Origin of the sequence: uncultured Roseobacter sp., from assembly GCF_947501835.1 — a bacterium.
Lineage (GTDB): Bacteria > Pseudomonadota > Alphaproteobacteria > Rhodobacterales > Rhodobacteraceae > Roseobacter.
In genome coordinates this window covers 68,950-82,432 of record NZ_CANMXR010000015.1, presented here as the reverse complement: position 1 = coordinate 82,432, position 13,483 = coordinate 68,950, and the positions used below count along the sequence as shown (strand labels likewise).

The 13,483-nt window shown below is 57.7% G+C and carries 14 protein-coding genes; 3 read left to right on the top strand and 11 right to left on the bottom strand.

The annotated features are described in order from the left end of the window. A partial coding sequence (locus Q1A20_RS22845) for a hypothetical protein (protein WP_299918920.1) occupies positions 1 to 415 on the top strand: 415 nt, incomplete at its 5' end. 24 nt (positions 416 to 439) lie between these two features. Here Q1A20_RS22845 and Q1A20_RS22840 read toward each other — a convergent pair. From Q1A20_RS22840 to Q1A20_RS22810, 7 genes are all read right to left on the bottom strand, one after another. Then, complete coding sequence (locus Q1A20_RS22840; RefSeq protein ID WP_299410528.1) at positions 440 to 1,765, bottom strand: HlyD family type I secretion periplasmic adaptor subunit; 1,326 nt, start codon at positions 1,763 to 1,765, stop codon at positions 440 to 442. Beyond that, positions 1,762 to 3,423: a peptidase domain-containing ABC transporter gene (locus Q1A20_RS22835; protein ID WP_299410527.1), complete on the bottom strand. Its 1,662-nt coding sequence runs from the start codon at positions 3,421 to 3,423 to the stop codon at positions 1,762 to 1,764. Before Q1A20_RS22835 ends, Q1A20_RS22840 begins: the two co-directional genes overlap by 4 nt. 215 nt (positions 3,424 to 3,638) lie before the next feature. After that, positions 3,639 to 4,385 (bottom strand): hypothetical protein, encoded by a 747-nt coding sequence (locus Q1A20_RS22830; RefSeq protein WP_299918917.1) that lies wholly within the window; start codon positions 4,383 to 4,385, stop codon positions 3,639 to 3,641. 185 nt (positions 4,386 to 4,570) lie between these two features. Beyond that, the gene (locus Q1A20_RS22825) at positions 4,571 to 4,885 is read right to left on the bottom strand and encodes a hypothetical protein (RefSeq protein ID WP_298976813.1); all 315 of its coding nucleotides are present in this window, start codon (positions 4,883 to 4,885) and stop codon (positions 4,571 to 4,573) included. 161 nt (positions 4,886 to 5,046) lie between these two features. Further along, a complete protein-coding gene (locus Q1A20_RS22820) occupies positions 5,047 to 6,168 on the bottom strand; it encodes a cupin-like domain-containing protein (RefSeq protein WP_299918915.1) in 1,122 nt (373 codons plus the stop codon). Next, positions 6,165 to 6,617, bottom strand: coding sequence for a toxin-activating lysine-acyltransferase (locus Q1A20_RS22815; RefSeq protein ID WP_299410523.1), 453 nt, complete (start codon positions 6,615 to 6,617; stop codon positions 6,165 to 6,167). The genes Q1A20_RS22820 and Q1A20_RS22815 overlap by 4 nt, the downstream gene beginning before the upstream one ends. After that, positions 6,611 to 7,525 carry a hypothetical protein gene (locus tag Q1A20_RS22810; RefSeq protein ID WP_299918912.1) on the bottom strand — a complete coding sequence of 305 codons (915 nt, stop codon included), beginning with the start codon at positions 7,523 to 7,525 and terminating at the stop codon, positions 6,611 to 6,613. The genes Q1A20_RS22815 and Q1A20_RS22810 overlap by 7 nt, the downstream gene beginning before the upstream one ends. Positions 7,526 to 8,137: 612 nt before the next feature. Here Q1A20_RS22810 and Q1A20_RS22805 point away from each other — a divergent pair. Continuing rightward, on the top strand, positions 8,138 to 9,286 hold the full coding sequence (locus tag Q1A20_RS22805; RefSeq protein WP_299410531.1) for a lytic murein transglycosylase: 1,149 nt from the start codon (positions 8,138 to 8,140) through the stop codon (positions 9,284 to 9,286). Positions 9,287 to 9,328: 42 nt separating this feature from the next. Here Q1A20_RS22805 and rarD read toward each other — a convergent pair whose 3' ends face one another. From rarD to Q1A20_RS22790, 3 genes are all read right to left on the bottom strand, one after another. Beyond that, positions 9,329 to 10,240 (bottom strand): EamA family transporter RarD, encoded by a 912-nt coding sequence (rarD, locus tag Q1A20_RS22800; RefSeq protein WP_299410520.1) that lies wholly within the window; start codon positions 10,238 to 10,240, stop codon positions 9,329 to 9,331. A 125-nt stretch (positions 10,241 to 10,365) separates the two neighbouring features. After that, positions 10,366 to 10,902: a L,D-transpeptidase gene (locus Q1A20_RS22795; RefSeq protein ID WP_298976862.1), complete on the bottom strand. Its 537-nt coding sequence runs from the start codon at positions 10,900 to 10,902 to the stop codon at positions 10,366 to 10,368. A 162-nt stretch (positions 10,903 to 11,064) separates the two neighbouring features. Continuing rightward, positions 11,065 to 11,832: an SDR family oxidoreductase gene (locus Q1A20_RS22790; protein WP_299918910.1), complete on the bottom strand. Its 768-nt coding sequence runs from the start codon at positions 11,830 to 11,832 to the stop codon at positions 11,065 to 11,067. A gap of 193 nt (positions 11,833 to 12,025) precedes the next feature. Here Q1A20_RS22790 and Q1A20_RS22785 point away from each other — a divergent pair, with 193 nt between their 5' ends. Beyond that, complete coding sequence (locus tag Q1A20_RS22785) at positions 12,026 to 12,922, top strand: LysR family transcriptional regulator (RefSeq protein ID WP_299918908.1); 897 nt, start codon at positions 12,026 to 12,028, stop codon at positions 12,920 to 12,922. Positions 12,923 to 12,989: 67 nt separating this feature from the next. Here Q1A20_RS22785 and Q1A20_RS22780 read toward each other — a convergent pair whose 3' ends face one another. Further along, positions 12,990 to 13,478 (bottom strand): fasciclin domain-containing protein, encoded by a 489-nt coding sequence (locus tag Q1A20_RS22780; RefSeq protein ID WP_299410517.1) that lies wholly within the window; start codon positions 13,476 to 13,478, stop codon positions 12,990 to 12,992. Positions 13,479 to 13,483 lie beyond the last annotated feature (5 nt).

The following is a 13,483-nucleotide window of genomic DNA, read 5'->3' as shown; positions in this document are numbered from 1 at the left end:
TCCTGCTCCTGCTCCTGCTCCTGCTCCTGCTCCTGCTCCTGCTCCTGCTCCTGCTCCTGCTCCTGCTCCTGCTCCTGAAGGGGTCGCACCGGTTGCACCAAACGCAAAGGATATCGCGGCAGCTGCACCGCCAGCTGTTGCCGCGCGTGAGGAACCGCAGCAAATTTCAAAGCCCGCCGGCGCCCCTGTTGCGGGCGCGCCAGAAGCAGACAAGCAGGTGGCAGCAAAAGAAACCCCGGCAAAAAGAGCGGAAAACGAACGTAAATTTGCCAAGCAGATCGCGCATGGCCAAATGCTCGCCGAGATGTACGGCTGGAGCTACGCAGCCGTCTATGAAATGGCGATCAACGGAGAATTTGACGAGGATGTCCGTGTACAAGAAGAAAGGGGTCCGGCCCCAAGCTATATCGCGTGATCTATCCCGGTGACCGGGCGCCCGTCACCTCTCGCCCATGGCATTTTGAATGGTCCGCACGATGGGCGCAAAGAAATAGCTGATAATGCGCCGTTTGTCCGTCGTCACGTCGATGGTCGCGGTCATGCCTGGACGCAGCAGAAAGCGATCACTGCTGGTCTCGATGAAGGCCTTGTCCGGCGTCACCCGGACGACAAACCCCCACTCCCCCTCAGCGACTTCCGTCGAATCCGCTGCAATGTCCGAAACCGTTCCGCGCACAGGCCCAAACCTTTCCGAAGGGTAAGCATCGAGGCGGATATTGGCCTGCTGCCCGATTTGCATGAAGCCGATGTCCTGATTTGGAAATGTCCCTTCAATCTCAACCTCGACATCCGTTGGCACGATCCGCAGCAATTCCGCACTGGCTTCGGCCACACCACCCACCGTGAAAACCGTCAACTGGTCCACAACGCCCGATGCGGGTGCCGTCAAGGTCGCGGCGCTGACGCGTCGGCGCGCCGTGCGATCCTCCTCCGCGAGGGTGGCCAATCGCGCATCGATTTCCGCTTGCCGGTCAAGCAGTGATCGGCGTCGGTCCGTGATGATACTCCTTGCTTCGCTGTCGAGTTCCGCACGCACGGCCACCTTTTGTTCAAGCTCGCGGAAATACACATCGCGTTCGCGCTCCAATTCGGTAAAGGCCTGTTGCGCATCGAGAAAACTGGCGCGACTGGTTGTTCCCTGCTGCAACAGCTTCTCTGCAATTTCCAACCTTTCCCGCTGGATATCGAGAGCCGCCGCAACGCGCGCGATATTGGCATGGGTCACATCCTCGGATCGACGATTGGCATCCTCGCGGGCGGCGATCTGAGCCAGCGAAGCTTGCAGGTCGTTGACCTCTGCCAAAAGCAAAATGCGTTGCTCAACAGCGAAATCCTGCCCGACAAGGGCGGGTGGGACATTGTAGGATGCAAGCGCCCGGTCTGACACATTCGACGCCTTCGGATCCGCATCCAAAACCGACACCAGCGCATCAATCCGGGCGGCCTCGATCTCAAGCCGCGCCTGCTCGGCGCTGACGGTGCCCAGTTCGGCGATGGCATCGGTCGGATCAAGTTCGATCAGCACGTCGCCCTGGCTGACCGACATGCCGTTTTGCACCTTGATTGCAATGATTTTCCCGGCAAATTCCGGTTGCACAACCTGAACCCGACTGACCGGCACGATCCGCCCCTGCCCGCGCGCCACAACCTCCACGGTGAAGACAAAGGACATCACCAGCATTGCCGCGAAAACGGCGATCGTGAAGAGGATCGTCGCGTGCAGGGTCGGTGACGTAACTTTTATGGTCTCGGGATAGGCGATCATTTCAGGGCCTCGAAATCAACGACCTGATCCGGGCTTTCGAAGATGTCGGGGTTATGCGTGATGATGATCACGGTCGCCTCCTGCTTGAGCTTGTGAAGCTCTGCCGCCATCCGTTTTTGCGCCGCACCGTCGAGCGCACTTGTCGGTTCGTCGAGGATGATCACCTTGGGGTTGCGCACCAAAGAGGACGCGATGGCGATACGTTGCCTTTGCCCACCCGAAAGCGCGGAGCCGCGCTCGCCAACCTGCGTCTCAAAGCCCTGCGGCAATTGCTCCAGCAAGGCTTCAGCTGCGGAGATACGCAGGGCGCGCGCCAGCATCTCGTCGGTGGCCGCCGACGCCCCCAGCGTCAGGTTTTCACGCAGCGTACCAGAGAAAAGATAGGGTTCCTGCGGCACATAGGCGATGTTGGTGCGCACGCTGTGGGGCTCGTATTGCGCAATATTCTCTCCCCCCAGAACAACCTCACCCTGGTCGGGAATGTCGATCCCCGACGCCAGCCTGCCGAAGGTGGATTTACCGATACCCGAAGGCCCGACGACAAGCGTGAGCGTGTGAGGGGCCGCCTCGAAACTGAAGCCCTGCAGGATGGGGATCGAGGGCAGATAGGCAAAATCGACGGATTTGAACGCAAGACGACCCTCAAGCCGGGGCGGCAGTTTCGGCAGCGTATTGAAAGGTTCCATCGGTGTGTTGACCACATCGCCCAGACGTTGCCGCGAGACGCGAATGTTCTGCCAGCTTTCCCAAAGGCTCGAAAAGTTTTCAATCGGGCCCGTGACCTTCGCCGCCAGCAAGTGAAAGGCGATTAACTCGCCCAGGGTCATTTCACCTGCGAAAACAAATTGAGCGCCGAAGTAAATGATGCTGATGGTGATGGCCTTCTCGACAATGAACAGCAGTTTGTCATTCCAGATATTCAGCAGCCCCACCCGGTAGCTCGCGTTCAGATTTGCGTGGAGGGTCTGGTCCAGCCGGTCCAGCATTTTTGCCTCAGCGCTGAGCGCCTTGACCGAGGCAATGCCGGAGATGTTTTCGACCATCTGGGTCTGATGCGCGGCGCCCGCGTCAAATTGCGCCCGAAGTCTGCGACGCAAAAACGGGCCGAAGCCCACATAGATCAGGATTTGGACGGGCAAGGCCGCCAGGATGATCAACGTCAAAGGACCTGACAACGTCAGCAGGACGGCAATGTAGACAAACACGAAAAGCAGATCGAGGAAAACGCCGGTTGTCGTGCCCACCAGAAAGGCGCGGATGGTGTCGGTCTCGCTGATCCGGGCGATGGTTTCCCCGACCGACCATTTACGAAAGTGATTGAACGGCAGTTTGAAAAGATGCTCGAAAATGCGCGCGCCAAACTCGCGTGTAACGCGGTTCGCCGTGAGCATCCCCAGCAGTTCAGAGAGGATTTCGAAGCCCAACTGGAACAGGCTGACAGCGACAAAAATGGCGACAACCACCATCAGCGACGCCTCACGCTCAAACGGCAGAATCCTGTCGATGATGACCTGAAAGATGAACGGCTCGACAAGCCCGATCAGACGCAGGCAAATCGCCAGAAAGACCAGTTCGATGTAAAGTGGTGTGAATTTCCAAAGCGTCTTGCCAAACCACGACAGTGGAATTTCGCCAGCATTTTCCCGGTCGCTCTTCATGGTGTTACAAAGCCCGGCGTTAAACGCGCCTGCACAAAGCCTGGGCTGTGCAATTCAGCGGGATCTGAACCGGGCAAGCTGCGCATCTTGTCGCTACATCCTTTGAAAACGCTTCTTGAAAATCACGCCGGGGGTGCTGGCGGCCAGCCGTGCGCGCCCCCTGTCCGACAAAGCGTGCTCAAGATACCTACCCCGGCAAAGGCCAGATGCCGCACTCAATCGATACACCGCTCATCCACAAACATCGCCATTTGCGGGCGAATGTCGGCGATCTTGGCATGCAATTTGTCGGCATATTTGTTCAGCCACTCCAGAGGCGCCTTGCCCTGACTGAATTGCCCCACGGTTTGACCGATCTGCATCTCAAGCAGATACAAATCCAGCAGGCAAAACCCGCGTGGGTTTTCGTCAAACCAGTCCTCATAAGATGCGACATGGAGGTTCTCACCCAGAACGGAGAAAATCTCAGTTGCGTCGAAATCCGCAAGCCCGGTGATGGCTTGGAACGCCTCTTCGATCAGGATCGATTTGAAGGGCGCGGCATTGCTGGCAATTGGGGGAACGGTGTCATCGACATAGATGAATTCCCGCTTCCTGGTACCCGCAATGGTCAGCGCAAAGCCCATCACGCCCTGGAGATCATGGTCTGACAACGGCGGGGTGCTACCACTGATATCTTCCAGAACTGTAATGAAGGTTTCAGTTTCGACAGCGCCGCCAAACAGCACGTAAAACGATGTGATATCCGGACAAGCCTGATGATCTGCCACACTGACAACCTTGAAATTGCTCCCAAAGGCGCCATTCAGACTGTCCAGCATCTCTGCCAGCATGCCCGCGCTGTCCATCCCACTTTGAAGATTGAAAACACAGAACGTCTCATTGCCGTACCAGCGCCGGGAGAGAGGCGCTTCGCCCGCGCGCTCATAGGTTTGCACGAGCGTGGCAAAGTCACGCGCCACGTCCCGCCTTTCCTGAGAATGCGCAAAGAGCGCGAAACAGAAAAATGCGACGACGGGCACTGCTGCAAGTAAAAACCGGTTTCTCATCACAAAGCCTGAAGCGTTAGAAGCAAAAGTCGGGTGTGTCCGACAAAACCACACCCCGCACACAGAATGCGCGGGGTGCGAAGAATGATCAGATCCGATCAGTCGGGGTTATAGGTGTGGTTGCTGCCGCCGATTGCATCATAGCGCCCCTGGTGGCAGCCCGTGCATGCCCCAACGGATTGCGCGTAGTTGCTGCCGCGGTAGCCGACGTTGCCCGCGGCATGTGTGCGGACATCCATCTCACTCCAGTCACTCACGTCGCTGCGGCTTGTTGTGGAATAGTCGCTGTCCATCTTGCTGGTGATCGCGGCCATGCCATCATTGCCGCCGCCCCCGCCACCGCCACCACCGCCGCCACCAAAGCTGACGGTGCTGTTCAGATCATGAAATGACGTCTTGTAAATGCTTAACATTTTCGTGTCTTCCTTACATCCGCGGCCGGAATGTGATATCCGGATCGCTGTTACGTCTGCCAGGTTTTCCACCCGGCGGCTGATCGGGTGAGGGGTTGTATCAGAACCCTTCACCCTCTTTCGCCCCTCCCACCCGGAAGGGCCGAAACCTGATTTGACGCTCAGTAGCGCCAGAAATAGCTGACCGACATATTCGGACTGTCCACTGCATAAACCTGATGAAACCACCCCGCGGGCTGCACCAGAAGTTCCCCGGGGTTGAGCGTCACCGACAGGCTGTTTGCCGCCTGTGCCTTAGGGAAAATCTCGTAATTCGGAGCATCGGGTTTGAACCAGCAGGGCTGGTAATTGTTGTAGCTTTTCATGGGATAGAGCAGCTCCGCCTGATCCGCCGAATAGAGCTCAAGCCGCTTGCGCCCAATGACCTGCTGCAAAAACCCGGTCAATGGATCGCGGTGCAGGCTGGACGTCGGAATATGGGTCGGCACCGACCCGAGCCAGAGCTGCGGCGGGGCGAAATCCTCAGGGTCAAAAAAGAGCGGACCGAAGTTATCAAACATCTCTTCGGGCAGATTGGCGCCTTCGGTATAGGGCTTGACGAAACCTTCAATCATCTCGTCATAGGGGTTGGCCTCGAAAGCTTTCAGTTCTGCCACAAATTCCGCCATCGTCTGGCGCTGCGTGGCCGAACGCACCCGCACTACCGCGTCGCGATAGCAATCCGCAAGCCTGTCGATGCTCCAGTCCTCGCAGGGTGGTGTCGGTTCAAGCCCGGTGACAATGACCGGACGGCTCTCTTCCATCACTTCGAGAATCTGCCGCTGAGTAGGTTGATGCAGATAATCGACCTCGGTCAGATGCCGATATCCTTTTGCAGCATGGACCCGCGCGGCCTTGCGGAACCGCGCCATTGTCCAGTTGCTCGGACGGATGCAGGATTTAGCCAGATGATTGGCCAAAGCCAGATTTCCGGTAAAGGTGATGGTGCCGATGATTGCAGGATCACGCCAGTCGAGGACCTTGAACTCGTTGAAAATCCGGTGGATCGTGGCCACCGGGATGATCACCTGCGTGTCTGTGGCGCGCTCAAGATCATCGCGCTCGATCAGCAATTCATCCGTGCAGCGCACAATAAAACGCTGATCCGGATACTCCGGGATGGAGAAGAGGATCGTGCCGACTATGCCCTCAGGATTCTCAAAACCGGTGCGTAGCAGATCGGCAAAGCCCGCAATGGCCGCGATGTCGCTGTCAAACTGCGCGGCGGGATAGGCCACGTTCATACCCTGACCTCCTCTTTGACCTTTCTCAGATTTACCCCTGTCCAGCGGTTGACGCGCCGCACGGAGCCGTCCGGGTTTCGGCGCAGGCTGGTTGCAACCTCATTGGGAAAGACGTTGTGCGTCATATCGTGCAGGACGTCGCGAATGTTGTCATAGGGGGTGATCCAATCGTTGAAAAACAACCGATCACCAGATTGCCATTCCTTGTCCCGCAACGCCCGACCACTGCTATGAACCTCACGCTCAACCGTTTCTGACAACCACGCCCAGGTCACCATCGCCGTCGGGACCCCTTCGTCGGTGAGGTAAAACCGTGTCTGGCTGCACAAGAGCGCGGGCAATATCTCTGCGCGGTAGTAATCGCCCAGCGCAAACTCTCGGTGGTAGTCAGATTGTGCCAGCAGCTCGAGTGCAAATCCCGCGCTGGCGTAGTGGTCGATCCCTACCATGCGATCTGCGCCTGCTGCGCGCTTTTGGCGTGATGGGCGGCGACGCGGCCAGACCAGCCCAGATGCCGCTCCAAACTCTTTTGCACCACCAGATGATCGCCAAACGGAGCGGATTGACGGGTGAGCGTCACCGCGCCATCACCAGGCCGGTTGGCCCAGGTTGCATATCCAACCGGCCTGTCGTCACTGTTAAGCGCGACATAGGCTGTCTGGTCTTGCAGATGTTTGAGCAACTCACCGTAATAGGCTTCAATCCGCTTTTCAGACGGCCCCTGCAAACGGTCAATGTCCAAAAGCACCATAGCGCCAAGACTGCGATACGCCTCCATTGAGGGGCGTTCCGGATCAGGGGCCGGCATCGGTGGCAGATAGTTTGCGATGTCGCCTGCCCGGTTGGCCATTGCCTCAAGCGGTAAATGCGGCATCGCACTCTCCCCGCTTGCGAAAAGAGCATGCAATTGCCCGGGCTTCCGGCGTCGAAACAGATGCACCGCCGCAAGCCGCGCGAGCGGATAGTTTTGCCGATAGTGATATGGCGTCGTGGGGTCCGCCACAGCCGCTGCCAGGGTGTCGAGATCGGCGCCAAGATAGCGCCGACTTTCGGCCCGCCAGACATCATGCAAAAGCGCAAACAGCGATGGGTGGTGTCGCCGCGCATGTTCAATGACCAGAAGTTCACCGAGAAAGGCACAGGTCTCCCGCGCCAGCGGGGTCATTCTTTCATGATCTGACAGGATGATCTGCAAGGCATGCGCCGTCTCATGGGCGAGACACATAAGATCTGCCGGACGACCCCACCAGCTCATCACAATGCGTGGGGCGTCACTTTTCCCGCAATCGAGCGTGTAGGGAACCTTCGCATCTTCCTCATCGAAGCCGGTGAACCGGATAGACGTCAACGCGGCCAAGACGGTAGCGGAGTTGCCGAATGCCGACAAAAAAGCTGGGATTACAAGCTTTTCGTAGCATTCATTCTGCTTTGCAAGGCTGGGCCCGTCGCCTCTGCGGCCGGTAATTTCGGAAGGGGTGTATGGTTCGGTTGAAACTGCGCCAGATCGGAAGGCAGCGATAATGTCTTCTAATGTCGCGGCATCAATACCGTGTAGTTGGTTCCAATCAGAAAATGAATGCATGACTTTACTCAAAACGGACGAAGGGAAAATTGCATCTTCCCTGCACCCAATAAGCTCGCCTGTAACCTGTCAAGAATTGGCCCACCGGCCAGATCATGCGTTCCTAATTCCGCCGCAATGATCCTTTGAACCAAGCGGAGAATCGCACAGCGAAGAGATTTCTTGCACCTTCAGAAGGTCGCCGGGGCAAGGCTGAGGCAGAAGAAAGCGGTTGGTTTGGGGCGATGCCACGACCGCGGCGGCGATCCGCAGGCCAGAAGGCCACGATGCATGAAACGGGCCCTTGGCAAGAAACAGCAGAATGACCCCGCAGAGGTTTGGTTTTGCATTGATGGCAAGATACGATCCGCTATCGTCGGCCAAACGCCACAGCGGGATCGAAGCAGTATGACCTTGACCAGACGGCACTTTGGACTTGGAACCCTGGCTTTGGGTTTCGCGGGCTGCACGACAGTGAACGGCCCCACTGTTACCACACCGCGCGCGACGGCGGGCCTGCCTGATGATCTCAGACCCGTTGCCAATGCCGACTATGATGCATGGGTGGCAGGGTTTCGCAGCCGCGCGGGCGCGCAGGGGCTGACCGAGACCACCCTTGCAAACGGTTTCCGGGGCACAGGCTATTTACCCGGTGTGGTCAGAAGAGACCGCAATCAAACCGAATTCAAGCGCAGCCTGGAGGACTACCTGGCCATTGCCGTGTCAGAAGAAAGAGTTGCAAAAGGCCGCGCGGCTTTCTCAAATCACAGGGCAACCCTGAACGCTTTGGAAAGCACATACGGTGTCGACGCGACAATCATCGCGGCAATCTGGGGATTGGAAAGCTTTTACGGTGACCGTCGCGGCAATGTCCCCGTCGTCTCCGCAACATCGACGCTCGCCTATGATGGCCGTCGCGGCGCATTTTTCGAAAAACAGTTGGTTGCAGCCTTGAAAATCCTGCAAAGCGGCGACACCACGGCGGACCGCCTGGTCGGCAGCTGGGCTGGCGCGATGGGCCACACTCAGTTCATTCCCACATCCTATCAGGCATTTGCGGTCGACTTCACCGGCGATGGGCGTCGCGACATCTGGTCCGATGATCCGAGCGATGCGCTGGCCTCAGCCGCGGCATATCTCGCACGAAATGGTTGGACACGCGGTGTGAAATGGGGAGGTGAGGTCGGCAATAACGCACCGGCGGGCAGCATCCTGCAACCACAACCCGGCGGTCCAAGGTTCGCAGTCACCAGCAATTTCCGCGCAATCAAACGGTACAACAACTCCGATGCCTATGCGATCGGGGTGGGTCATCTGGCCGACCGGATTGGCGGCGCGGGACCGCTTGTTTCCAGCTTCCCCCCTGACGAAAACGGGATGACAAAAGACGACCGTGTCGCCTTGCAACGTGGGCTGACCGCCCGCGGCTTTGACACGCAAGGTACCGATGGTGTGATCGGGCCAAATACGCGCAAAGCCATCGAGGCCTATCAGGCAAGCCGCGGACAGACGGTTACCGGCGCACCTTCGCTCACACTCTTGCGGTCGCTGGGCTAGCCACATGTATTTTGGTCGGTCCACGACTTGCCATCGCGGGCGTCAACGCGCCGGGGAGGCGGATCGCGCCGCGCGCGCCTCGCTCAGCAGCGACGCAGAATAGAAAATCAAGGCCAGCCAAATCATCGGGAAAGCGATCATTCGGGCCTGTCCAAAGGGTTCTCCGAACACGAAAACAGCGATCAGGAAAATCATCGTTGGCGCGATGTATTGCAACATGCCGATTGTCGACAGCCGGAGCAGTTTGGCACCGTTGGCATAGAGCATGAGCGGCACCGCCGTCACCACCCCACAGCCTAGCAACAATCCGGTATCCGCGGCATGGCCCGCAATAAAATGACCATTGCCACGCAGGGCGAGAAACAGAACATAGCCAATAGCCGGGGGCGCCAGCAACAGCACTTCGAGCAGAAACCCCTGATTGGGGCCAACCGGGAGCGATTTCTTGAAATAAGCGTAAAACCCCCAGGAAACGGTCAAAGCGACCGCAACAACGGGCAGTCTGCCAGTCTCGATGGTCAGGATCACCACAGCCGCAGCAGCGAGGAAAATGGCGAACCATTTGGTCTTGTTCAGTTTCTCTCCCAAAAGGACCGCGCCGAGAAACACGCTGAAGAGCGGATTGATATAGTAGCCCAGCGCCGCATCGAGCGCATGCCCCGAGACGATGGCCCAGATGTATATCGCCCAATTCACCGATATCAGCGTCGCCGTCACAAGCCCCATGCGTAGGGTTGGCCAGGATCGCAAGGCCGCCCTGAGATCCCCCGTGCGACCCAACGCCCACAACACCATCGCCGCGATGGGGATCGACCAGACAATGCGGTGCGCCAGCACCTCAAGGGGTGGTATATGCGCCATCGCTTTCATGTAGATGGGCAGGAAGCCCCACAGAAAATAGGCTGATACGGCAAAGCCGAAGCCTCGTGGGCTGTCACCTTCAGATGTGTTCACGCCGGACCCTCAGGCACAGGGCGATGCAAATCGCAGCCGCCTAACGCCTGATAATCATGCAATCCAATCTAACACAATCGAAACCCGGGATCACCCGCTCCCAAGGGAGCGGATGACCTGCCAATTCAACTGGTCAGAATTGGGTGCAGGACCACACGTGTCTGCATCGGAACGCGATCATAAAGGTCGATCATCTGATCATTGATCAGTCTCGCACAGCCATTGGATACGCGTCTGCCAATGGTCTTTGGATCGTTTGTGCCGTGGATGCGCAAGAAGGTATCCCCCTTGCCCGGTTGAAAAAGGTACAGACCCCGCGACCCAAGCGGATTGTTCAACCCTCCCGGCAATCCATCTGCAAATTGCGCGTAGCTTGCCGGATCACGCTCAATCATCTCGGGCGTCGGCGTCCAGCTTGGCCATTCCTTTTTCGCACCGACGTAGAATTCGCCCGCCTCATAGAGATTGGTTCTGCCGATGCCGACCGCGTAGCGGATTGCCTTCTTGTCCGGCAAAATCCAATACAACCCGTATTGACCGGGATCCACGTGGATTTCGAACGGTGCGAAATCATTCTTGATCCTAACCTCACGCGGCAGGAACTCTTCCGGCATATTGTAATCTGGCAACTCCGGTGCGATCGAGGCCTCCGCCTCGTTCATGTCCAACAATACGACACCGCATCCCGCACCTACTAAAAACTCACGACGTTTCACCGCACCCTCCAACTCACTTAAACAAATTACGCTGACATCCGTCAGCCCCACTCAATGTTACACGATATTCGTTGTCACAAAAAACAGTTTCACTTGAATTAATGAACGTTACGTGACCGGCAATCCCACCTGCACCTTCGCGTCACGGGATTTGAGCGAGAAATCTGTCCCGGCGAATGTCTTGCCCGCCGGGCCGCATAGGAAATGCACGGTCTTTGCGACCCATTCGGGCGGGATATGCGCCGATGGGCCGAGCTGGCTGACCGGGTTTAGCCCTGAGCTCTTGATCGCGGCCTGCATGTCGGTTGCCACTGTGCCGGGGCTGAGCCCAAGGACACATAAGCCCTGATCCCGGTATTCCTTGTCCGCGCAGCGCGTAAGAGAAAAGACGGCAGCCTTAGTAGAACAGTAGTGGCTCCACCCCTCAAGCGCGCTGGTTGCCGCACCGGAAGAGATGTTGATGATCGTCCCGCCGCCCTGCCCGATCATATGCGGAATCGCGGCGCGCAGACCGTGGTACACGCCTTTGTAGTTCACGTCTGCGATCTGGCCCCATGCATCAGGATCGCTATCGATGAGGCGCGCAATCGGCTCGATCACACCAGCGTTGTTCACTAGGACGTCGATGGATCCAAAAACTTGCATGGCGTGATCCATCAACGCTGATACCTGGCCATAATCGCTCACATCACATGCCAAGGCTGTTGCCTGCCCCCCCGCTGCGGTGATCTCATTTGCGATCTCGGTGACGGCCGCCTCTGACCGCGCACTCAGAACGACACGCGCGCCCATCGCGGCTGTGTAGCGTGCGATCGCGGCGCCAATGCCACGGCTTGCGCCTGTTATGACAAGTGTGTTGTTTTCGATATAGTTCATTGTTTTACTTCCCTTTTCATAGTCCGTGAAGCACGTCAGCTGTCGGGTAGTTGTATCTTGTCCTGCCGGTTGAGATCACGTGGCGCCCAAGCTTCCCGACCAATCTGTCCTGTCCCGGCAAAACGGTTCTAATTGCCGCTCAAAACGAGAAAAAGGGTTGGCTAATCCATACATTCATGAAAAATTTGCATGAATGGATATCGCCTCACTCAAGACTGTCTTACTGGTAGAGACCCATGGCAGTTTTGCCGGGGCAGCCAGAGCCATGTCCGCTGATCCATCCTCTGTGTCGCGGGTGGTGGCCAACGTGGAGGCCGAACTGGGCATCCGCCTTTTTCAACGCACAACACGCCGACTGACCGTCACGGAAGAAGGGCACATCTACCTGCAGAAACTGGCACCATTGCTCGACGAAATGGCCGCGGCAAAGGAAGCAGCATTGGGCCATCGCCGCCACCCCAAGGGCGTTCTGAAGATGACCGCCTCCGTCGCCTTTTCCTGTGAACTGATTGTGCCGCTGCTCCCGGCCTTCCGCGATCTCTATCCGGATATCACCGTCGATCTGAACAGCAGCGATGCCAATCTTGACCTGATCGAAAACAGCATTGATCTTGCCGTCCGCCTCGCGCCGGCGCCAAAGGGTGATCTCATCTCCTCCCGCCTGATGAAGACCACATACATAGTTGTCGCAAGCCCGGCGTATCTGGCGCGTCACCCCGTTACGGGTCCGCCATCCGTTCTGAAAGATCATGAATGCCTGCGCTTTGCCTTGCCGGGATTTCAGGATCATTGGCATTTCGAAAGTGTTCGCGGCACCCGCGTGGATGTCCCGATTTCCGGCAAGTCTTTGTTTTCAAATGCCTTGACATTGCGCGATGCGACCCGCTGCGGGATGGGGATTGCCTTGCTCGCAGACTGGCTGGTGCAAGACGATCTGGGATCAGGTCGGTTGATCGATGTCTTCCCGGATGTCCACTGCACCGCCACCGATTTCGATACGGCGGCCTGGCTTCTTTATCCGAGCCGCACCTATCTGCCGAGCAAGGTGCGGGTCATGATCGATTTCCTACGCGCGCATCTCGCCGCGTAACAGTGTCTTTGGATCGCGAGGGCCACTTGCACGAAACCGACCGTGTCGGGCCCTCGCAAGAAAAAATTTAGGGCAGCAGAACGCTGTCGATGACGTGGATCACACCATTGGAGGCTTCGACGTCAGCACTGATGACGTTTGCCTGCTCGACCTTCACGCCATTGCGGCCGTCCACATGGACCTCTGCACCGTTCACGGTTGCCACGCTCAGGCGTTTGCCCGCGAGGTCTGCCGCCATGACCTTACCGGGGATCACGTGGTAGGTCAGGATGGCCGTCAGCTGGTCCTTGTTTTCAGGCTTCAGCAATGTCTCGACGGTACCTTCCGGAAGTGCCGCGAAAGCCTCATCCGTGGGCGCGAAGACAGTGAAAGGGCCATCGCTCTTGAGCGTATCCACAAGATCAGCCGCACTGACAGCCGCCACCAGCGTGTCAAATGAACCCGCGGATTGCGCAACTTCAACAATATCCGGATCGCTGGGTGCGATGGATGCACACCCCGATACAGCGAGCGCTGCGGCAACAACTGACGCTTTGAGCAGATTGCGAATTTTCATGAGAA

Bases quoted from the DNA above. Each gene is read 5' to 3' on its own strand.
- Q1A20_RS22785 (WP_299918908.1), top strand. From the start codon at position 12,026: ATGGATATCGCCTCACTCAAGACTGTCTTACTGGTAGAGACCCATGGC.
- Q1A20_RS22815 (WP_299410523.1), bottom strand. From the start codon at position 6,617: ATGGTAGGGATCGACCACTACGCCAGCGCGGGATTTGCACTCGAGCTG.
- Q1A20_RS22790 (WP_299918910.1), bottom strand. From the start codon at position 11,832: ATGAACTATATCGAAAACAACACACTTGTCATAACAGGCGCAAGCCGT.
- Q1A20_RS22835 (WP_299410527.1), bottom strand. From the start codon at position 3,423: ATGAAGAGCGACCGGGAAAATGCTGGCGAAATTCCACTGTCGTGGTTT.
- Q1A20_RS22820 (WP_299918915.1), bottom strand. From the start codon at position 6,168: ATGAACGTGGCCTATCCCGCCGCGCAGTTTGACAGCGACATCGCGGCC.
- Q1A20_RS22825 (WP_298976813.1), bottom strand. From the start codon at position 4,885: ATGTTAAGCATTTACAAGACGTCATTTCATGATCTGAACAGCACCGTC.
- Q1A20_RS22795 (WP_298976862.1), bottom strand. From the start codon at position 10,902: ATGAACGAGGCGGAGGCCTCGATCGCACCGGAGTTGCCAGATTACAAT.
- Q1A20_RS22805 (WP_299410531.1), top strand. From the start codon at position 8,138: ATGACCTTGACCAGACGGCACTTTGGACTTGGAACCCTGGCTTTGGGT.
- Q1A20_RS22780 (WP_299410517.1), bottom strand. From the start codon at position 13,478: ATGAAAATTCGCAATCTGCTCAAAGCGTCAGTTGTTGCCGCAGCGCTC.
- Q1A20_RS22840 (WP_299410528.1), bottom strand. From the start codon at position 1,765: ATGATCGCCTATCCCGAGACCATAAAAGTTACGTCACCGACCCTGCAC.